This window comes from Vibrio harveyi NBRC 15634 = ATCC 14126 = KCTC 12724 (assembly GCF_001591145.1).
GTDB lineage: Bacteria > Pseudomonadota > Gammaproteobacteria > Enterobacterales > Vibrionaceae > Vibrio > Vibrio harveyi.
The window spans coordinates 1-21,811 of the sequence record NZ_BCUF01000010.1 but is presented as its reverse complement, the minus strand read 5'-3'; the positions used below and the strand labels follow the sequence as shown (position 1 = coordinate 21,811).

The 21,811-nt window shown below is 44.6% G+C and carries 16 protein-coding genes and 1 pseudogene; 10 read left to right on the top strand and 7 right to left on the bottom strand.

Going from position 1 to position 21,811, the window contains the following annotated elements; genetic code table 11:
• Positions 1-326: 326 nt before the first annotated feature.
• Entirely contained in the window at positions 327-515 is a 189-nt protein-coding gene (locus VHA02S_RS07450) for a hypothetical protein (RefSeq protein WP_005445954.1), read from the top strand.
• A gap of 20 nt (positions 516-535) precedes the next feature.
• On the opposite strand, the gene VHA02S_RS07445 is transcribed toward VHA02S_RS07450, so the two are convergent.
• Positions 536-1,819 carry a mechanosensitive ion channel family protein gene (locus VHA02S_RS07445; protein WP_038897925.1) on the bottom strand — a complete coding sequence of 428 codons (1,284 nt, stop codon included), beginning with the start codon at positions 1,817-1,819 and terminating at the stop codon, positions 536-538.
• A gap of 292 nt (positions 1,820-2,111) precedes the next feature.
• Between VHA02S_RS07445 and VHA02S_RS07440 the strand changes: the two genes are divergently transcribed.
• Complete coding sequence (locus tag VHA02S_RS07440; protein ID WP_009697518.1) at positions 2,112-2,672, top strand: HdeD family acid-resistance protein; 561 nt, start codon at positions 2,112-2,114, stop codon at positions 2,670-2,672.
• Between the two features lie 176 nt (positions 2,673-2,848).
• Here VHA02S_RS07440 and VHA02S_RS07435 read toward each other — a convergent pair whose 3' ends face one another.
• On the bottom strand, positions 2,849-3,754 hold the full coding sequence (locus VHA02S_RS07435; RefSeq protein ID WP_009697519.1) for a DMT family transporter: 906 nt from the start codon (positions 3,752-3,754) through the stop codon (positions 2,849-2,851).
• A 121-nt stretch (positions 3,755-3,875) separates the two neighbouring features.
• On the opposite strand from VHA02S_RS07435, the gene VHA02S_RS07430 reads away from it, so the two are divergent.
• The 6 genes and pseudogenes from VHA02S_RS07430 (at position 3,876) to VHA02S_RS07410 (ending at position 7,275) form a co-directional block, all read left to right on the top strand.
• Positions 3,876-4,358 (top strand): MarR family winged helix-turn-helix transcriptional regulator, encoded by a 483-nt coding sequence (locus VHA02S_RS07430; protein WP_038897916.1) that lies wholly within the window; start codon positions 3,876-3,878, stop codon positions 4,356-4,358.
• 66 nt (positions 4,359-4,424) lie between these two features.
• Positions 4,425-4,643, top strand: a pseudogene (locus tag VHA02S_RS26315) (MmcQ/YjbR family DNA-binding protein).
• Between the two features lie 116 nt (positions 4,644-4,759).
• Entirely contained in the window at positions 4,760-5,194 is a 435-nt protein-coding gene (locus tag VHA02S_RS07425; RefSeq protein WP_038897918.1) for an Mpo1 family 2-hydroxy fatty acid dioxygenase, read from the top strand.
• Between the two features lie 103 nt (positions 5,195-5,297).
• Positions 5,298-5,846 carry a class IV adenylate cyclase gene (locus VHA02S_RS07420; RefSeq protein ID WP_038897919.1) on the top strand — a complete coding sequence of 183 codons (549 nt, stop codon included), beginning with the start codon at positions 5,298-5,300 and terminating at the stop codon, positions 5,844-5,846.
• 152 nt (positions 5,847-5,998) lie between these two features.
• A complete protein-coding gene (locus VHA02S_RS07415) occupies positions 5,999-6,319 on the top strand; it encodes a hypothetical protein (protein WP_005445937.1) in 321 nt (106 codons plus the stop codon).
• Between the two features lie 341 nt (positions 6,320-6,660).
• Entirely contained in the window at positions 6,661-7,275 is a 615-nt protein-coding gene (locus tag VHA02S_RS07410; protein WP_005445935.1) for a sugar O-acetyltransferase, read from the top strand.
• 71 nt (positions 7,276-7,346) lie between these two features.
• Here VHA02S_RS07410 and VHA02S_RS07405 read toward each other — a convergent pair whose 3' ends face one another.
• Genes VHA02S_RS07405 through VHA02S_RS07395 form a run of 3 tightly spaced genes read right to left on the bottom strand, consistent with a single transcriptional unit; the run spans position 7,347 to position 12,104 of the window.
• A complete protein-coding gene (locus VHA02S_RS07405; RefSeq protein WP_005445933.1) occupies positions 7,347-8,450 on the bottom strand; it encodes a porin family protein in 1,104 nt (367 codons plus the stop codon).
• A 1-nt stretch (position 8,451) separates the two neighbouring features.
• Positions 8,452-8,931 carry a hypothetical protein gene (locus VHA02S_RS07400; protein WP_038897920.1) on the bottom strand — a complete coding sequence of 160 codons (480 nt, stop codon included), beginning with the start codon at positions 8,929-8,931 and terminating at the stop codon, positions 8,452-8,454.
• An 11-nt stretch (positions 8,932-8,942) separates the two neighbouring features.
• Complete coding sequence (locus VHA02S_RS07395) at positions 8,943-12,104, bottom strand: response regulator (protein WP_038897921.1); 3,162 nt, start codon at positions 12,102-12,104, stop codon at positions 8,943-8,945.
• A gap of 439 nt (positions 12,105-12,543) precedes the next feature.
• On the opposite strand from VHA02S_RS07395, the gene VHA02S_RS07390 reads away from it, so the two are divergent.
• Positions 12,544-14,085 (top strand): diguanylate cyclase, encoded by a 1,542-nt coding sequence (locus VHA02S_RS07390; protein WP_038897922.1) that lies wholly within the window; start codon positions 12,544-12,546, stop codon positions 14,083-14,085.
• A gap of 86 nt (positions 14,086-14,171) precedes the next feature.
• Here the strand turns inward: VHA02S_RS07390 and VHA02S_RS07385 are convergent, their stop codons facing one another.
• Both VHA02S_RS07385 and VHA02S_RS07380 read right to left on the bottom strand, forming a co-directional pair.
• The gene (locus VHA02S_RS07385) at positions 14,172-14,798 is read right to left on the bottom strand and encodes an OmpA family protein (RefSeq protein WP_005445925.1); all 627 of its coding nucleotides are present in this window, start codon (positions 14,796-14,798) and stop codon (positions 14,172-14,174) included.
• 1 nt (position 14,799) lies between these two features.
• Complete coding sequence (locus VHA02S_RS07380; protein WP_038897923.1) at positions 14,800-16,116, bottom strand: TolC family outer membrane protein; 1,317 nt, start codon at positions 16,114-16,116, stop codon at positions 14,800-14,802.
• A 403-nt stretch (positions 16,117-16,519) separates the two neighbouring features.
• Between VHA02S_RS07380 and VHA02S_RS07375 the strand changes: the two genes are divergently transcribed.
• Positions 16,520-21,811: Calx-beta domain-containing protein (locus VHA02S_RS07375; protein ID WP_155725046.1), on the top strand; the 5,292-nt coding region annotated here is incomplete at its 3' end.

Below are 21,811 nucleotides of genomic sequence, written 5' to 3'. Positions count from 1 at the left end.
CCCAAAGGGCATCCTTTGCAAATAGTAAGGGGCTTAGCTTGCATGCTTTGTAGCGGATTCTTGATTTAGACCCACTAGACCTTTAAATCGCCGCCGCGTGTTTAAACCAATTCGTTCTCGCTGAATCAGGTATCTCGAGGTATATAGCTAAGATTAGAAAATCAGGCAGAAAGTGCTGTTTTTAGCCTTTTAATTCGGTTTTATGCGATTCTCATAGGCATTCTTTCAGAAATGTTCTAGCGTATGCTATCCAGACTTCCTCGGATATTTGCCAGAATCTCCCTAAATATATAAATGTTAGTTGGGGAAGTGGCGTGAAGGATAAAATGGAGAGATATTGGATTCAGTTGGTTGATAAAGCAGGCACTGCTTCTGATTTGTCGGATTTAACCCGTTTAAGGTTGCGAGGCTGTATTGGTAAATATGGCTTGAGATATAAGGTAGAAGGGGGCGTGCTTGCCGAGCATCGTTATGATCGAAAACGTCTTAGCCTAAATTTAGAGAGTGAAGAGTAAGCTCCACTCTCTAAGATGTCTTATGAATTGCTTTTGCTGGTTATTTTTTCTAAAGCGATTTGTTTAGCATCATTACTTGTGAACATTTGGTATGGACGCAGACCAAACAAAGGCATGATTGAGTAGATATGATCGAACAAGTCCGCTTGCACACCTTCATAGTAAGCCCAGTCAGTATTGTTGGTAAAAGCGTAAACCTGCAACGGAATACCCTCTGGCGTCGGCTCTAGTTGCCTCACCATAATCAGCATGTACTGGTGAATGTCTTTGTTCGCTTTCAAGTAAGCATTAATGTAAGCGCGGAACATACCTAAGTTGGTCATTTGACGTAGGTTGCCGAAAGCGGGTTCCTCACTCATTTCTTGATTGTAATCACTGATTTCACGCGATTTTTCATAAATGTACTGACGAAGGATTCGGATGCTTTTTAGCTTTTCAATTTCTTCATCAGATAAGAAGCGAATTGATGTGACATCAACATTCACGGACCGCTTGATACGGCGACCGCCAGAATCTGACATGCCTTGCCAGTTAATGAAGGCGTTTTGCACCAATGCGTAAGCAGGCAGCATGCTCACGGTGTTATCGAAGTTTCGAACTTTTACTGTGGTGAGTGAGATTTCCTCTACTGTGCCATTCGCACCGTAAGAGTCCATTTGAATCCAATCGTTCAGGCTGATCATGCGGTTTGCAGATAGTTGAATGCCTGCAACAAAGCCCAATATCGTATCCTTAAACACCAACATGACGAAGCCCGTCGCAACGCCTAAACCTGATAGGAAAATCACCGGTGATTCGTTGGCAAGAATCGACATGGAAACCACAACACCAACAAAGAAGGTGAACAGTTTTATCAGTTGGACGAAGCTTTTGATCGGCATTCTTCTCGTGATGCCTTTAAACGTCGCAATGTCATTTAACGCATCAAGCAGGGCAAAGATCATCCAGATAAAAATGACTAAAATAGAGATGCTTAGAATCCGGTCAAAGATGTTCGCTAACCAATCGTAGTGACCTACGGCGAGAGGGATAAAGACATCCAACACCATGATTGGGATCAGTAATGAGAGCTTTTCTAAGACATCATACTTCGCCAAGCTTTCAGCGAGTGGTTTATTGGCTTTTTGTAGAACATTATTGACTGACCGCACGATCAGGTGATGCACTATCAAGTAGCTGATCGCTGCTGCGGTTAAGCTCGCAAGAATGAAAACGGTTGTGAGTTCGATGCCATAAGGGTCACTATTGATGCCCACGGAACTGAGTTTGTCTGCTATGAAAGTGCGAATGTGATGATCGAGCAAAATGTCATCCTCAAAATGTAACCTGAATGAAGAAGTGAGAACTTCTTTGAAGAGGTCAGGCAACAGGCGTTAGAAAGCCGCTCATCCTACTCTCCATCTCTTTGTTTTGCACTGGTTTAATCCAGCAATCTTGAAACTTATTATTCAAAAATAGCGTATAGCCGATGATGTGATACAGGTTTAACATCCAATTATGCAAACGGGACACGTATTTCTGTTAAGTCTGTGAACTCCCTATGTTTTATTAGACTAGACTGAGAAGGCGGCTCGCGTTTAATTCAAGAGGCATTCAATGGAAAATTCTAATCAATCACAACAGCCTACATTTTTGTCTAAAGGCTGGAAATACTTCGTTATCGTTGGCGTTATTATCTCTTTAATGGGCATTGGTGCTATGAGTTTGCCAGTGCTTGCGGGCGTAACGATATCGACTATAGTAGGTGCGGTACTACTGTTCAGTGGTTTGGTTCAGGCATACCACACGTTTTCTATTAATGTGTGGAAAGAGAAGCTTTGGTACGTATTAAGTGCTGTGCTGTATATTGTCGGCGGTCTGTTCATTCTGTTTAAACCATTGGCAGGTTTGGTGACCATTACTATGTTGATGGTGATCGTGATGATTCTAAATGGTTTAACCCGTGTATTTTTCGGCTTAAGTAATCGCAGTTTACCAAGCAGTAATGTGATCGTGCTCAGTGGCGTGATTTCTGTTCTGATTGGTGGCTACTTCTTTATGTTGCTCGACGATCCTGCGTTCTCGACTACATTGCTAGGCACTTTTGTTGGTATCTCATTATTGATTGAAGGCATTAGCTTTATCTTTATGGGGATGCAAATGAAGAAGCTCTCTTAAAGAGCGCCATCTAGTATCTCGAGGTTACTTGGGTATAGAACAGTACAAAGTGCCTGCCGATTCGGTGGGCATTTTTTATAGAACGATAAAGGTGAAGGGATTAACGAAACAACAAAAAGCCCGATCATCAACTCGGGCTTTTATTGTGAATTAATGAGATCTGTTAACGCTCTGCGTTATTTGGATTCATAAGGTTTAGTGAGGCTGACATTGCGCTTTTCTTTGAATGAAAGAACCAACTGAGGCACAAGTGACATCGTAATCATGCCGATCATTAGGCTGTATTGAATAGGCGTGAAGCTTTCACCCATCAAAACCAAACCAGAGACAATGCCCGCAACAGGGTTAGCAATGCCACCGAAAGTAAAGTCCACAACCGACATACGCTGCAATAACCACACGTACATGCCGTAGCCAAGTGCGGTGTTGAGTATGATGACCCACAGTAGTCCACTTAGGTTTCTTAGAGTGATGTTTTCGACTGCTTGAACGTATGGCTCAGGGTTAATGCTTGCTAGTACACCTGCCGCGATAGATAAAACAACGCCGCCTAAAATAAGTTGCCAAGTGAGTACTGTCCACCAATGCATTCTTGAACCTAGAGACTTAGTTACGCTGCTGCCGATCACAATACACATAATGGCAGAGAGCATAGCCACTAGACCGATCGGGTTTAGCGTAATCGAGCTTGGGTCGAACAAAAACCAAGCCAGGGCGATAAGGGTGGCCCCGCTGACTCCTTGAATAAGGCTCGGTTGGCGCTTGTAAACCACCCACCCAAACAGCATGGCAAAGACAGGTACTGAAATCATACCCACACCAGAGATTGCAGAAGGTAAGGTTAACGCCATCACGAAAATGAGACCAAAAAAGAGGGCAATATTAATCGTGCCAAGCACAAGCAAGATCTTCCAATCTTGTTTCTTTGGTAAAGAAGGTTTGATAGCAAGTAGCAATAGACCAGCTGGCAATGCTCGCAGTGCACCAAGTAACACTGGCGGCCAGTCTGGCAAAGTAAACTGTGTCACAGCGTACGTTGTACCCCAGAAGAACGCCGGAATCATCGCGAGTAAAATGTTCATGTTAAATATCTTTACGTTGAGATAATTTGTTGTAAAGGTACGCTCGTTATTGCTTCTTGTAAAGTATCTTTATGTTAAAATAAATTGGTCAATCAAAATGTCTTTGGAGATAAAAGGATAAATGGACGCAATTGATAGAGTGGTAAGTCAGTGGACTAAGGAAAAGCCTGATCTCGATACCGAGCCAATGGCGATCATGGGGCGTTTAATGCGGATTGCTAAATATATGGAAAACCACGTTGCCGAAGTGCATAAGCGCTACGATCTTAAAATGGGTGAGTTCGATGTATTAGCTACGTTGCGTCGTAGTGGTGAACCTTATCGTTTAACCCCTTCGGAGTTGATCTCATCGATGATGCTGACGTCTGGTGCCATGACCAATCGACTCGACAAGCTGGAAAAAAAAGGATTGATCGCTCGCGAGCACAGCAAAGAAGATCGCCGCAGTGTGAGTGTTCAGCTTACTTCAAAAGGTTTTGAGCTGATCGATGCGCTTATTGAGCAACATTTACAGGCTCAGCATGAATTAATGGGGTCGTTGACTCGTGACGAAAGAGCACAGGTTAATCAGGCATTAAAATTGTTATTGCCTCAATATGAATAAATGAATTCAAAGGTTTAGGATAGGGATGAATCGATTAGATAGTTAGCGCAGTTTCTCGATACATTGATGTGTGCAGAAAGTGACTTTCCGTTCGGTCCTGATGCGTTGGTTTTTAAAATCAAAGGGAAGATGCTCGCCATTCTAGCCGAGTGAAATGGGAGAGAGTACGTAAGCGTTAAAGTAACGCCTGAAGACGGGTTAGTACAAGATTTGTGTGAACGCTCATATGATCTTGTGGTCGCCAAATTAACCAAAGCTCAGCGTATTTCATTGGGATATCAGTAAGATAGTTTGTTATTGCTCACAGATATTCGGCTTATTATCAATATCAATAAACAAAAACTCGCACCTTTAACTCGCACCGACTATATAAATGTTATGGTGATGTTAAAGGTGAAGTTATGCGTGCACTCTCTGAATGGTTAGAAGCTTACGGTGAAAGCCATCAAAATCCAATCAACCAGAAAATTCATAAAGTTGCTTTCCCTGGCATCTTTCTTTCTGTCGTCGGGTTGATATGGTCCATTCCGCAGATTCCTTTGTTTGGGTTCAATCTCAATTGGGTATGGCTGGCGGCGTTACCAGCTTGGATCTTTTATTTCCGACTCTCACTAAGCGTATTTATGATGATGATCGGCTACACGGTTGCGTGTATTGGCTTGATATGGTCAATGGAGATACTCGGTTGGCCGATACTCCACATCTCAATGCTGCTATTTGGAATCCTTTGGATATTCCAGTTTATCGGGCACAAGATAGAGGGGAAGAAGCCCTCGTTTTTCGAAGATATTCAGTTTCTTTTGATAGGACCAATCTGGGTCTTTCGTAAACATTAAAAGAAAGGTCTGTTTATCAGATTCGCGACTTAGGCTGTGCTACCATCCTGCTGCTTTGAAACACCCAGAGGTATGAGGTGTAGAGCAGTAATGAGGTTGCCACATGAGTGCAGATCAGCATTTTCAAGGTCAGTTTGAAGTCGAATTGAAGTACCGTGTACAAGATAAACAAGCTTTTTTAGCGGTGTTGAATGGTTTAGAACATGAAGTCATGTTTGAAGACAATCAAGAGTCTGATTGGTTCTACGACACGCCAGAACGCAAACTCAGTCATGAAGGAAAAAGTCTGGTAATTCGAGAAATCGAGCCGTCTGGTATCAAACTTTGGATTGTCAAAGGACCGGAAGAGGATCGCTGTGAAGCCACCGATATTACTAAGTCACATGCTGCCAAAAGTATGCTAGGAAACATGGGCTACGAAGTGATTCTTCAAACCAAAAAAGTACGCAGCATTTACTTTATCGGCTCGTTCCATATTACTCTCGACCATCTAGAAGGCATTGGGCACTTTGCGGAATTCGCCATTATGACCGATGACGAAAGTTCACTTGTTCGTTATAAACAAGAGTTAGAAGCGCTTGCGGCACGTTTTGGTTTGGATGAGTCGAACAAGGAGTTCCGTTCATACAAGCAGATGTGGCAGTCTAGGTAAAATTCACGTCATTTCTTATTGGTCTGACAAGCAACTCCCTCCAACAGCACTATGATTAGAAGTAGTGTGTAAGCAATGCGCCTACGCCCATTAACAAAATAGGTAACCATTTGCGATAGTATCCATGACAATGTCACGAACTTGGAGGGGCAATGTACAACCGCGAGCACAAATACGTGTATTGGCGAGAAGAGCGCAAGAAAGGCAAGTGGCACTATATTATTAAGTCTTTCTTGATGATCTGCTGTGCGTTGCTGCTTGGCAAAGTCATTGGCTTGTTTATATTCGGTGAGCTGCAAACCTTTAAAGACATCACGGAGCAGTTTCCTGCGGATTTATTTATCGTGATGCTGGTAGGCTTTCCGATTAGCGTGATAGGTTGGTATCACGAAGAGTCTAAATTTTTCCGTGCTCTAAAGCGTCGAAACAAGAAGTTTAAAGCTCGATTAGAAAACCGCAAAAAGAAGAAATAAGACCGTTTGATAACATACCCAAGTAACCTCGAATCAATGACAACACTCTGAACTCCGCATATCAAAGTCACTTGGGCATAAGCCGTAAGATTCGATTTTCGCGGCATTTTTGATGGCAACTTTCATTTCAACGTTTCATTCTTTCGTCTTGTCTCATCTCCATTCAATTAGTGTTTAACCATCTCCCATTTTGTCTGTTGCTCGTATCGCGTGAAATTGTGCGCCTGATGGCATTATTTATTTCTGATTGCGATGCGGTGCTACTTTCATGATTTTTGCCAAGATTCTTTGAGCGTCTCTTTGCTAAATTTTCGCAAAGAACATCCTAAACAGGAACGGCAATGGATAAGAAAATCATGCTACACAGCCAACAGGTGTACTTCTGCAATGATGAAGCGTTGGCAGCAATGCAAACTGAATGTCTAGAGACCTTATACGACTACAATCAAACACGTCCTTCGGAGGGAGAGAAGCGCTCTAACATATTGAACCACTTGCTCGCATCGGTTGGAAAGAATTGCTACATCGAACCGCCATTGAGAGCTAACTGGGGCTGCCATACCCACCTAGGTGACAATGTTTACGCTAACTTTAATCTGACTTTAGTTGACGACACTCATATTTATATCGGCGATCATGTCATGATTGGACCGAATGTCACCATCGCGACTGCTGGGCACCCAATTGATCCGGAACTAAGGCGTGACATCGCTCAGTTTAATATCCCAGTTCATATTGGTAATAACGTTTGGATAGGGGCGAACTCGGTGGTATTACCGGGCGTGACAATCGGCGAAAACTCCGTAATTGGCGCGGGGAGTGTCGTGACAAAGGATATCCCAGCTAATGTTGTTGCGGTTGGCAATCCTTGTCGAGTATTACGAGAAATCGGCGAGCACGATAAAGAGTTTTACTTTAGAGATCGTAAGATTGAGCAAAACATGTTTAATGGTTAGCCCGTTACATGAACATCGTTTGAGCATTTCGGAAAAGCGGGCAGGTCGGTATTACTCGACCTGCCATGGCGCTAAAAGACAAAGTTCACCATGATGGTGTACATGTTTGCATTATCATCCTCTGGTGTATCGACGAATGCGCCAGATGCATTGCGATAAGCTTTGAAGTGTTGCCATTCTGCATTGAGTGACACATTGTAGTGAAGATCGTATCTCACACCAAGTAGGTAGCTGTCCCCAACCTTGTGCTCGTGGTCATCAAACTGCTGACCATAAGTCACGTAAGGGGTAAATTTGTTCAGGTTATACGCGCCTTGAGCGTACCAAGCGGAAGCGATATCGTTGGTTTGACCTTCGACGGTTAGCGTGAAGGCATCAAACTCGTACTCAGCACCTAATGAATACAATTTAATGCTCTCATTTTTCAACTTATCAGTGTATGACGGAAGAATAATGATTGAGCCATCAGGCGCTTGAACCGGGAAGTTAGTTAACTTGGTTTCTTGGTCATAGTTCGAATCCAAATACGTGAAATTCCAACGATAGTAATCGCCACTTAAGATGAAGTTAATACCGTACATTTCATTGGTCTTGAAGGTGAGCTCAGTACTGTCATTGAAGTCGACCGTACTTTCATCGTGGAAGCCGACAAATGGCGTAGTCGTCAGTGTCATGCTGTCATTGATGTCATAGTTCCACAAGAATGAAATGCCGTTAAACGCGGTGATGCCTAAGATACTGTCATAAACTTCATTTGGTGGGCGAGCAGGGGTAAATGCGTGTCCGACATAGTAGTATTCAGAGGCTAAGAACACGGGCATTCTCAGACGACCGCCACGAAACTCAATATTGCCATAGGTATAGGCGAGGTAAGCCCACTCTAGTTGCGGGTCACTCCAATGGTCTTGCGGTCTTTTCACCACCTGCGCGGATGCTTTAAACGCGTCGTAGTAAAAATCCAGTTGAACACCTAATGTGGTGTCACAGTCATAACAGTTTTCGTCATCGATAAAACGATTCACTAATACTGGCGTTTTGTTGTCTGTTGTCGCCCATGAGGTTGAGCCAAAGCCACTTAACGATAAGTTATCGGTGAGTTCGATTGCTGCCAAGCTCGGGAAAGCGACGCTACTTAGTGTTGTTGCCGTGATGGATGCGATGAGTGTTTTCTTCATATTATTTCTCCGAACTTACAACGTAGAGGATTTGAGCATTTGAAGGAAGGCTACTCACTGGTGCATACCCAATGCGGTTAGGCTTTTCTTTCATCCATTCTAAAAGGGCTTCCATACTGGAATTATCAATGACTTTCGGTGGGCGAGCTTTACCTGAAAACGACAAGCTAGCCCAGTGCGCATTCATTTGCGCCGCGTTTTTATTGAGTAAATAACGGTAGAACTCTAAACGTTCAGATGACGCATCCGGCCAATCAGACAGTTCGATTCGCTTACCTTGTAAACGCTTGGTTTTACCACGATACAGTTTTCTCGCTTTGGTTATGTTGAGCTCATCAAAATTAGAGTCGAGGGAAAAAATCGCATAGCTATCGGCTGCGAGAGCTTCACTATCGAACGACATCAGCAAAGCAAAAGCCATCAAAGCTGTAGAGAGCGATTTGAGAACGTTATTTTTAGCTATAGAGAAGTGGGTATCCATACTATTACCCCTTAAATGACGCTTTCAATCTGGTGCAGAAGTTTTTCTTTTCTGACAGGCTTCGGTACGTATGCATCCATGCCAGAGTCGTAGCAACGCTGGATATCATCGTCCACAACACTTGCTGTCAGTGCAATAATCGGCGTTTTGGGTAATCCCGAATTTTTTTCGTAAGCACGGATTTCTTTCGTCGCTTCGAAGCCGTCCATTACAGGCATCATGCAATCCATCAAAATGATGTCGAAACCGTTATCTTGTTGAAACATATCAACGGCGATCTGACCATTTTCGGCAATCTCAAACTGATACCCAGCTTTACTCAGCAATAACGAGGCAACTTTCTGATTCACCGTATTATCTTCTACAAGCAAAATGCGCTCAGAGCGGCTTGGAAGTGTATTGATAGAGGTCGGTTCAGGTTTATCTTGCAGTTTAGATTTCGCGCTAATGCCAGTACCAGAGAAGGCAGACGATACGTTGTCTTCAACGATTGGAACAGTCGCCGCTTTTGCTAATTTCTCTTTCAATATGTTGGCTTTGAAAGGTTTCGGTACGTAATCATCCATGCCAACATCAAAACACTTCTGAATGTCGTCATCGACCACACTTGCCGTTAACGCGATAATTGGGATCTTCACACTGCGATTTTGTTCGTGTTCCAGCTGTCGGATTTTCTGCGTGGCCTCAAATCCATCCATAACTGGCATCATGCAATCCATAAGAATCAAGGAGTATTGATTCTTTTTGAACATCTCGACCGCTTCTAGTCCATTTGCTGCTAGGTCAAAAGTAAAACCCGCTTTGGCTACGTGCAAGCCTGCGATTTTCTGGTTTACGGTGTTATCGTCGACCACCAAAATCTTACTTTGCGACGGTTCTGATGTACCCACCACTGCTTGTAAATTTGCTTGGTTGAATTTGGTCTCGCAATTTTCAAGCGCTTTGACCAGACGTTGCCCAAGAAGAGGTTGCGTAATGATGGCACTGACACTTTCACCAAAATCAAATTGGTCACTATGAAGGTGTTTAACCAAGCATAAGCGGACGTTCTGCGATTCAAGCTTGTTGAAGTGATCTTCGCTTTCCATTGCAGCATTTGGTCGAGTTTCAGCGTAGATAACAATGATGTGCTCATTGTCATTAATCCATGTTGGTAAACTCTCTAAACTCGTAACCGATTGGTGAACAGCGATACGGTAGAAGTTCAATTCATCACGAAGCGTTGTTTCCATGTTGGTGTCGTCGCAGACCAACCAAATTTGTCCATAATTTGCGGTGTGTTTTGCATCAAAGTCGAGTTGAACAACAGAAGGGTTCAGTTGGAAGAAGAAGCGGCTACCTTTGCCTTTTTCTGATTCAAGTTGAATTTGCCCACCCATTAACTCAACCAGTTGAGTGCTGATGGCTAAGCCCAGCCCAGTACCGCCAAATTGGCGGGTAGTGGAGTCATCTTCTTGTGCGAATGGTTCGAAGATCTTTTTCTGTTGTTGCTCATCAATACCAATACCGGAATCTTGAACAGAAAACTCCATTACGGCATTTGAACCAGAAACAACATGAGTTGTAACAGAGAGGAGCACCGTTCCTTTATCAGTAAATTTAACGGCGTTAGACATAAAGTTCATTACGACTTGGCGTAAACGGTGATCGTCGATCATTAAGCGGAAAGGCGTGTTGCGGCTGATGTTTACTTTAAGGTCGATGCCTTTCTCTTTTGCTTTTGGTGAAACGATAGAAGCAATATCGTAAATGGATTCACGCACACAGGTCGAGTGCGGACTGATCAATAACATACCTGATTCAATCTTAGAGAAATCGAGTATGTCGTTAATCAAGCTAAGTAATAGTTGGGAGGACGTTTCAATCGTATCAACATAGTCGCGCTGTGTTGCGGTTAATGATGTATCAGATAGCACTTCAGAAATACCAATAACGCCATTAAGAGGGGTGCGGATTTCATGGGACATGTTGGCTAAGAAGCTGCTTTTCGCTTTGCTTGCTTTAATTGCATCGTCTTTTGCGCGCTCTGCGTCTTCTTTCGCTTGAGTTAATTTAACCTTGGCTTGTTCTCGTTCATAACTGAGTCTCTCGACTTCTTGGGCAAACTTACTCAGTTCGTCTTTACCTTTGACTAATTCGACAAGGGGGGATTCTTCGCTGTAACTGTCACGACGTAAGAACTCAAGAACCAGTTGAAGATTACTGGTTACTTTTCGAACCAAACGCACGGCTAAGCTCACGACGAGAATTGTCATGACTGACATGACGCTAATGAACATCAGTCGTTGTTGGTTTGCCGCGGAAATGGCATGTTCTACGTCTGCTTGCAATTGCTCCGTCATTTTGTTGTCGACCGCCTTAAGCAGAGCGAGTCGACCGTTTAGAGCTGTTAAACCAGCTGCGATTTCTTGTGGTGGAAGTGTACTAAGTGCTTCTTCATTTAAAAGGAAGCTTCTAAATTCTTGACTGCGTACAAAGACGTCATTGGTGAAGGTTTCAATAAGCAATTCAACTTGCTGTTGGTTAGCGTTTAATGTGACGAAGCGTTCTAAGAACAGTTGCTGATTCTTAACTAAGGAGTCGATCTCGCTGCTGACATCTACGTCATAGCTTTGATTTTGTTCAATAGAGTAAATCAAATATTGACTGAGCAGGTTTTCTTCTTGAGACCAGAACATTAACCACTCAATTTGCATCAATGCTGAAAGGTGGGCTTGAATTTCAAAAGTTGCATCATTGAATGGCACCTTTTCTAATGCCAATAAAATCTGTTTGTAGGTATCTGCACGCCACTCTGCGATATCGAGACGCTCGTCCATGTCGGTGGCTGCCGACAGAGAGAGGTTCGCTTCTTCGAGGCTAGAAAGAAGGTCTTTCATCTCAGCGCCTTTATCCAAGAAAATGCCATTGGCACCATTGCTGAGTGATTGAGTTACCGATTTTATTTCTGCTTCAACATCGGTAACTTCAGTGTTATTCGGCAAATTATAGAGATAAGAGACTTTGTCCATATAGTCAGAGAACAGTTGCGCTTTCTCAAGATCTTGCGCTTGGCTAGATAGTCGATGAACTTGCTGTCCGGCTAGAAAGAGAAGCAAAATGATGGGTAAGAAAACCAAGCTAAATAGCTTGTGTTTTACCGATAGGTTATTCCATGAAAACGATCCGACCACTGTGCACGTCCATATCCAATAAGTTGATATGAAAAGTGTAGGCTAACTATCTCAATTGTTAGAAATTCAGCACAAAAATTCGTACTTTTGCCATATGAAAACTGTGACACCTGCGACAAAAGTTCGATTTGTTAAGGATATAAAACTTTAAATCTATCAATAAAAATTGCGTTTCTCATTCAGTGAGAATTATTCAATTTACTGATATTTATAAACAAATTTCATTTGTTGAATGATTAAAATGTTTTGTCGTCAAGACTACTAAAATGTCTGTTTCGATATACAGGGGTGAGTATAATTGGCGGATTTTCTTGCTGGTGAGACCGTAGTGTAAACGTACTTGTATTTTTTAAAATCTGTACGCCAACATTCAAGGCCCATGAGCTGGAAAAAGGCTTAAATAAACCGCTAATCGATGGCAAATAACAATAACTAAATCATGAACGTATCTCGAAGTCTTCAGTCAGTCACCCTGCGTTACACTGTCCCAATAGTGTTGATAGCACTCTTTACTAACTTTACTTATTGGGCGTATCAACAAGTTGATGAGGCGAAAAACCTAGCTCGATACCATGTAAAATCGGCAGAGATCAACCTAGGAACCATCATCGATGGATACCGCGATTTACTACGAGCAATGAGCAAAGACGAACACTTCATCGAACCCGATATTACGTTGCAAGAACGGGCAAATCGTGCGGTCCCTTACAAGCAAGCCTTTGAGCTTGCGGGTATTGGCTTTAGTGATGGAGTCGGGAACATGGTGAGCACGCACAACAATAAGGTGCACTCCATCGCTCATCGAGATTACTTTCATCAAGTGATTCGCAGTAAAAAAGCAGTGATGACCGACGTTCTCACTGATATCTCAAACGGCAATATCGTATACGTGTTATGTCGCCCTATGTTCGATGAATTGGGAGACCTAATGGGTACTATCTCAGCTTCTATTCATTTTGGTGAAATTCAAACCGCGCTCCAAAGCGACAGCGAAAATGATATCTACAGCGTTTTACTGGATGAAGATCTGAATATCATCAGCCATTCTAAAGATGAGTTCTATGTAGGGGTAAACTTATTCAACTACGGTTATGAGAAGCTGTTTGATCGCGAAGGGAATCTAAAAGCACTTACCAGGGCAAATAATGGGGGATTCTTTACTTACAGTTCGCCATTTGATCTATCTTACGTTGAATTCACTAAAGTAGATGGAACACCTTGGATTCTGTTATCCAAAGCTAAGTTCAGCAGTTTGTTGGGTGAAGGCACCATGATGTTTGGTGTGAATGTTCTCATGATCATTGCTATTTACGTTGTGATTGCTCGTATGATGGGGAAACAAGTGGTTGGTTTGACCCAGCCCCTTGACCGATTTTTAGAAGAGAGCCAAGTGGTGTTCAACGACACGTCCATGGAACTAAAGGAACATTTTGAACAAGTTCTTCAAGCAAGTCGGAATGGTGTTTTTTGCTCACGAAGTGGCTTGCTGACTCGTGAATACTTCTTGCGTGGCGCTGAAAAGTCACTGTCGCTCAGTAACAGTCCTAAAGCATGTATCTTCTTTGATATGGACAACCTGAAGTTTATCAACGACACCTATGGGCATATGGCTGGGGATAAAGTGATTGCGTTGTTTGTGGCAGTGTTGCGAGAACATTTTGCTCACAAACGAGACCTCATCGGTCGTTTTGGTGGGGATGAGTTTGTTGTTCTAACTCAAGAGTTTAATAGTAAGCGAGAGCTAGAATTAAAGTTGGATCAGTTTCTTCACCAACTCCAAGCAACCGCAGACCGTTTAGGTATTGATATTAATCTAACCGCGTCGATTGGTGTTGTGATGACAGAGGATGTAGAGCGAGATATTGAGACGCTTCTCCATTGCTCAGACATGGCGGTGTACCGCGCAAAACAACTAGGTAAGGGGCGCTACAAGTTTTACCACTCATCTATGATTGAAGTACCTTTGGTCAGTTCGGTGTAGAAAGCCCAAACGAAAGCCAGCAATGATATCTTGCTGGCTTTTTTGTTATTGCTTGAGATGGTTACCTAACAGAGAGGCTTTAACTATTAATTCTTAGGTAGCGTTGTGAAGATAGTCCATTCTTTCTCGACTTCACCTTTGTATCCGACCACGGTTGCGGTTACACGGCGATTGAGTGCATGACTTCTTTCATCTGTCCCTTGAGCGGCAAGCTTGGTTTCACCAAAGCCGACGATTCTTAGACGATCTGGTGATATCCCATTTTGAATCAGCTCGTTGCGAACGCTTTCTGCTCTGCGTTTCGAAAGGGCAAGATTGTATTCATCCGTACCAGTGATACTGGTGTAACCTTGCAGTTCAATTGACGTTGTTGGGTACTCTTTAAGGAAATCAGAAAGGTCGCTAATTTGCTGAGCAAAGACAGGGTTGATTTCAGAAGAGTCGTTAGCAAATAGAACTCGAATCTGCATTTCTTGGGATGATTTCGCGTATTCCCCACAGCCGTCGTTATCGATCAAAGAGCCTTCTGGTGTTCCAGGACACAGGTCTCGTGCATTAATAACACCGTCTCTGTCATCGTCGATTAAGTCAGCAATCTGGTTAGCTGTCGGTGTTTCCATGTATTCGTATTCATCACCGGTTACTCTGTTTGAATTAGAGCCACTACAAGCGGAAATCAAACCAACCATGAAAAAAATAGGTATTACTTTCATATTAATACTCCACTTTCTCTAGCCACTCTCGTGGTATATCGATACGCAAAGAGTTAAGCAGTTGACCGGTTGCGTTCATTACGCGGTATTTTGCGTATTGCTCAGCATATTTGGCATCCAAGTAGTCCTTACGTGCTTCAAACAGCTCATTTTCTGTGTTGAGCAAATCAAGTAGGGTACGCTTACCAATACGATATTGTTTCTCGTAGGCAATGACTGTTTTTGCGGCTGAATCTACGTGATCGGATAGGAACTCTTTTTGTTGCAGCGTAAGATCTAATGCGCTCCAAGATAGCCTTAAACCTTCTTCAACATTTTGATATGCACCTTCACGAAGGTCTTTCGCTTTGTTGAGTTGGTAAGCGAAGTTTTCTGAGTTCGCTGCGTCACTACCACCGTTGTAGAGGTTGTAGCGCAATCTGAGCATAGCCAGTGTTTCGTCGCTTCTGCCTTTTAGACCGTCAGCATCATCACGCCAAGTCTGAGAAGCTTCAATTGAGATGGTTGGGTAGTTAACGCCCTTAGATTGTTTGTACTGGAACTTTGCGGAATCCACATCAGCCAACGCGACTTGGATGACTGGGTGGACTTCAAATGCTAATCCGATTGCTTCGTCCACGGTGTAAGGAAGGAAGTTTTCATCGGCACGTGGAAAGATCAAACCTTGTGGTGTTTGACCCACTAAACGAGTGAACATGGTATGAGAATCGAAAAGGTTGTTCTGTGCAGCCGCCAAGTTACCGTGCGCTTTCGCTAAACGAGCTTCAACTTGCGTTAAATCGGCAGTCGATCCAATCCCAGAACTTACGCGCTTTTTAATATCTGCGTAAATTTTCTTATGCACTGCAAGGTTGTTCTCTGACAGCGTTAATATTTCGTACGCTTTCACTGAGTCTAAATAAACTCTGGTTACTTCTAACGCGGTGTCTGAAGCGTCAGCGAGTAGTTGAAACCTTACCGATTCAGCATCTGCTGCAGTTCGGTCCATATCATTCAGTGTTGCGCTGCCATCCCATATGAGCTGGGTTAAAGTGATGGACGCTTCCTTTCGTGTTAAATCCGTGTCTCCACGGCTCACTTCTTCAGCCGGGTCAATCCCTTCATAACCGATGCCCGCATCCAAGTCTATGGATGGTAAATATGCTCCAGATGAGGCTTCGTTGATGTATTTACGACTGTTGAACTCATTGAACGCACTCTTGATGTCTGGGTTATTCTTCAACGTGAGCGCTACGGCTTGCTCTAAAGTTTGACCGAACACGGGTGACGTCAAAATGAAACTGCAGCAGCAAGCTATTTTTAGTCGATTCCATTTCACAGTGGTTCTCCTAGAAAATTTGTATAGCTTTTTAGTTATTTCATCTCAAGATTGAGACGAAACATCACAAATAACAGCTTATCGTCGATGGATTAATCAACATTCTGTTAACCCTAGGCTTTTATTCAGAAAATCCAGTGATCCGCCTAATAAAACCTTAGCACATATGAGCCAGAGTGCTCATTTGGTTGGCAGCCTTTATCAGAAGAAAAGCTTGAATTCTTAATATCATAGCGTCCTACAACCTGTTTCGCGCCTGAAGTAAAACGATCCCCGCCTATGGAACTCGTTCCCATCTCGTTGTCGCCATATACAAAGAAAACACGATGATTTTGACTAAACTATAGTCGTATTTGTTGGGGTGACAAACTTTTGACAACTTGAAAGCCTGGTGGGGTGATTTATGGATCGAGTAACCTTTAGCTCGCTTGCGAGTAATATCGTAGTTATTGGAATTGACGGGGAAATTAGGACCTTAGAACCAGGTCAGGTCCCTGCATCTGGGGAATTGGTTATCACTGAAGTGTCTGACACTTCTCAATTGAATTTCGAACAAATAGCCCCTGATGGCAGCTCAATTAATGTAACGGACGATATCACCGCACTAATTGAGGCAATCGCAGCCGGGGAAGACCCTGCACAGCTTGAAGGTGACTTTGAACCTGCAGCGGGTGAAAGCGATGGTTCGAGTCCACAGTCGACTGGAGCAATTGATCGTACAGGCGCAGAGGCCCTTGCTAGTACGGATTTCGAAACGGTCGGTACAGCAATACCCCTATCAGAAACTCAAGAGCTATCGTTGCTTGAGTTTATCAACCAACAAATAATTATCCCTGCTCAGGTTATCGTTCAGGACATATCCAGCCCGACAATAAACGAAGGTGATCAAGCGTCTTTTGAAGTCACTCTCGACCAGCCCACACAGCAAGAGACTGAGGTGACATTATCCCTTAGTGATGATTCTGCGACAGGGGGAGCTGATTACGACAACTCGGTTATTACTATTACTTTTGAAGATGGAAGTACGGATCAAATAAATGTCGGAGAAGATGGGACGTTTTCTGTTTCAATCCCCATTGGAGATGAGTCGTTCGTAATCACGGTGGATACGATTGATGACGACGTATTTGAAGGAAACGAAACTTTCACGTTAAGCGGTGGTACGGAGAACCAACCGGAACCCGTTACAGGTGTGGCAACAATAACAGATGATGGCACTGGTCCGGGTGAAGAGCCTGATGACGATCGACCGACCGTTGCTTCTGTCAGCGATACAACCGTAAACGAGGGTGAGGAAGCTGTGCTTGAGGTAACGCTTAGCAACCCGAGTACGTCAGAAACGACGGTGAACATGACGTTATCTGATGGAACTGCGGAGGGTGGATTAGATTACACAAACACTTCCGTCACTATTACGTTCGAGGATAACAGCACTCAGATTGTTAATGTAAACCCAGACGGTAGCTTTGCTGTCACTGTCCCTGCGAATGAGGTTAGTTACAATGTCACGATAAATACGATAGACGATGATTTGTTTGAAGGAACGGAGACGTTTACGTTATCGGGCTCAACAGAGAATCAAAATGGCACAACGTCAGGAACGGGAACCATCGTTGATGACGGTTCTGGTCCCGGCCCCAATCCGGATGACGATAGACCGACAGTTGCATCTATTAGTGATACTACGGTTAATGAGGGCGATTTAGCCATATTAGATGTGACGCTTAGTAACCTAAGTACGACCGATACTGTGGTCAGTATGAATCTGGCTGATGGTAGCGCTGAAGGTGGAATAGATTACACCAACACATCCGTTACGATTACTTTCGAAGACAACAGCACTCAAGTCGTAAACGTCAATCCAGATGGTAGCTTTGATGTATCCGTGCCAGCGAACAATATAAGCTACAGTGTCACTATTAGTACGATTGATGACGACCTCTTTGAAGGCTCAGAAACATTTACTTTGTCTGGAAACACTGGCAATCAAGCGATTCCTCAGACGGGAACAGGGACCATTGTTGATGATGGTACTGGCCCGGGACCTGACCCTGATGACGACCGTCCAACGGTATCCATTAGCGATGCGGGAGTTGTTAATGAAGGTGATACGGCAAACTTCGTTGTGTCTCTAACTAATGAAGCTGATTCTCCAGTCCAAGTGGAACTAGGTCTTGATCTTGGTGATACCGAAACGGGCGATCTTGGCGTCCTAGAATACAACACTGGTTCAGGTTGGGTTGCCGTTCCAAACGATGGTGTAGTTACGGTACCTGCGGGATTAAGCGAGTTTGATGTTCGCGTTGCTACTATTGATGACGAAGTGTTTGAAGGTCCTGAAGAGTTCAGTGTTAGTGTGACAGGTTTGGACTCAGTTCAAGGTTCTGATTCAGGTAGTGCAACGATTGTCGATGACAATACTGGTCCTAGTCCCGATCCGGATGACGACCGTCCAACGGTATCTATCAGTGATGCAGGTACGATTAACGAAGGCGATACCGCTAACTTTGTAGTCTCGTTAACCAACGCTTCTGAAGCCCCAGTTGAGGTGCAACTCGACCTTAACCTCGGTGAAACGGAAGCAGGTGACCTTGGTACTCTTGAGTACAACACTGGTTCAGGATGGGTTGCAGTACCTGTCGATGGAATAGTAAGCGTTCCTGCTGGTATGACTCAATTCGATGTTCGAATCGCATCGATTGATGACGAAGTCTACGAAGGTCCTGAAAACTTCACGGTAGATGTGACCGGTCTTGGTCCTGTTCAAGGCACTGATACGGGTACCGCAACCATTGTCGATGATGGTACGGGACCTGATCCCGATCCGGATGATGACCGTCCAACGGTATCTATCAGTGATGCTGGCACGATTAACGAAGGTGACACCGCTAACTTTGTTGTCTCGCTGACCAATGCATCTGAATCCCCAGTCGAAGTGCAAATCGACCTTAACCTTGGTGATACCGAAGCAGGTGACCTCGGTACTCTTGAGTACAACACGGGCTCTGGTTGGGTAGCCGTTCCTGTCGATGGCGTAGTGACTGTGCCAGCAGGCTTAACTGAGTTCGATGTACGAATCGATTCTATTGATGACGAAGTCTACGAAGGTCCAGAGAACTTCACGGTAGATGTGACCGGTCTTGGTCCTGTCCAAGGCACTGATACGGGTACCGCAACTATTGTTGACGATGGTACTGGCCCTGATCCCGATCCGGATGATGACCGTCCAACGGTATCTATCAGTGATGCAGGTACGATTAACGAAGGCGATACCGCTAACTTTGTTGTCTCGTTAACTAACGCTTCTGAAGCTCCAGTGGAAGTGCAGCTCGACCTTAACCTTGGTGACACCGAAGCAGGTGACCTTGGCACTCTCGAATACAACACTGGCTCAGGTTGGGTTGCCGTCCCGGTTGGTGGTGTAGTAAGTGTTCCTGCAGGCTTAACTGAGTTCGATGTGCGTATTGCTTCGATTGATGATGAAGTTTATGAAGGTCCAGAGAATTTCACGGTAGACGTAACAGGTCTTGGTCCTGTTCAAGGCACTGATACGGGTACCGCAACCATTGTCGATGACGGTACTGGCCCTGATCCCGATCCGGACGACGACCGTCCAACGGTATCTATCACTGACGCAGGCACAATTAACGAAGGTGACACCGCCAATTTCGTTGTATCACTGACCAATGCTTCTGAAGCCCCAGTTGAGGTTCAACTCGACCTTAATCTCGGTGATACCGAAGCTGGTGACCTAGGTACTCTCGAATACAACACAGGCTCAGGATGGGTTACAGTGCCTGTCGATGGCATAGTAAGCGTTCCTGCTGGTATGACTCAATTCGATGTACGAATCGCTTCGATTGATGATGAAGTCTATGAAGGTCCAGAGAACTTCACCGTAGACGTAACAGGTCTTGGTCCTGTCCAAGGTACTGACACGGGCACAGCCACTATCGTCGATGATGGTACGGGGCCAGAGCCTGAGCCAGATGATGACCGTCCGACGGTATCTATCAGTGACGCTGGCACGATTAATGAAGGTGACACCGCTAACTTTGTTGTATCACTGACCAATGCTTCTGAAGCCCCAGTAGAAGTGCAACTCGACCTTAACCTCGGTGATACCGAAGCAGGTGACCTTGGTGCCCTTGAATACAACACCGGCTCAGGCTGGGTAGCCGTTCCTGTCGATGGCGTAGTGACTGTGCCAGCAGGCTTAACTGAGTTCGATGTACGAATCGATTCTATTGATGACGAAGTTTATGAAGGCCCAGAGAATTTCACCGTAGACGTGACCGGGCTCGGCCCTGTCCAAGGTACCGATACGGGTACCGCAACCATCGTTGATGACGGTACGGGACCTGGTCCAGATCCGGATGACGATCGCCCGGGCGTTACTATTAGTGACGCTGGTGTCATCAATGAGGGTGATACGGCTAATTTTGTTGTTACTTTGGCGAATGTTTCTGAAGATGATGTTCAAGTCGAGCTAAGTCTCAACCTTGGCGATACCGAAGCAGGTGACCTCGGTACCCTTGAATACAACACGGGCTCTGGTTGGGTTGTGGTGCCTGTCGATGGCGTAGTGACTGTACCAGCAGGGTTAACTGAGTTTGATGTACGAATCGCTTCGATTGATGACGAAGTCTACGAAGGTCCAGAGAATTTCACGGTAGATGTGACCGGTCTTGGTCCTGTCCAAGGTACTGACACAGGTACCGCAACCATCGTTGATGATGGTACGGGCCCTGACCCAGATCCAGATGACGACCGTCCGACGGTATCTATTAGTGATGCTGGTACGATTAACGAAGGTGACACCGCCAATTTCGTTGTATCTCTAACTAATGCTTCAGAAGCTCCAGTGGAAGTGCAGCTCGACCTTAACCTCGATGACACGGAAGCAGGTGACCTCGGTACTCTTGAGTACAACACCGGCTCTGGTTGGGTAGCTGTTCCTGTCGATGGCGTAGTGACTGTGCCAGCAGGGTTAACTGAGTTCAATGTACGAATTGCATCGATTGACGATGAAGTCTACGAAGGTCCTGAAAACTTCACGGTAGACGTGACCGGTCTTGGTCCTGTCCAAGGTACCGATACGGGTAGCGCAACCATTGTTGATGACGGTACGGGACCTGGTCCAGATCCGGACGACGATCGCCCTGGCGTTACTATTAGTGATGCTGGTGTCATCAATGAGGGTGATACGGCTAATTTTGTCGTTACTTTGGCAAACGTTTCTGAAGATGATGTTCAAGTCGATCTAGGTCTCAACCTTGGCGATACCGAAGCAGGTGACCTTGGTACTCTCGAATACAACACCGGCTCAGGTTGGGTTGCCGTTCCTGTCGATGGCGTAGTGACTGTGCCAGCAGGGTTAACTGAGTTTGATGTGCGTATTGCATCGATTGATGACGAAGTTTATGAAGGCCCAGAGAATTTCACCGTAGACGTAACAGGTCTTGGTCCTGTCCAAGGTACTGACACAGGTACCGCAACCATCGTTGATGACGGTACTGGCCCAGATCCCGATCCGGATGATGACCGTCCAACCGTATCTATCAGTGATGCTGGTACGATTAACGAAGGCGATACTGCAAACTTTGTTGTATCACTGACCAATGCTTCTGAAGCCCCAGTCGAAGTGCAACTCGACCTTAACCTTGGTGACACGGAAGCTGGCGATTTAGGCATA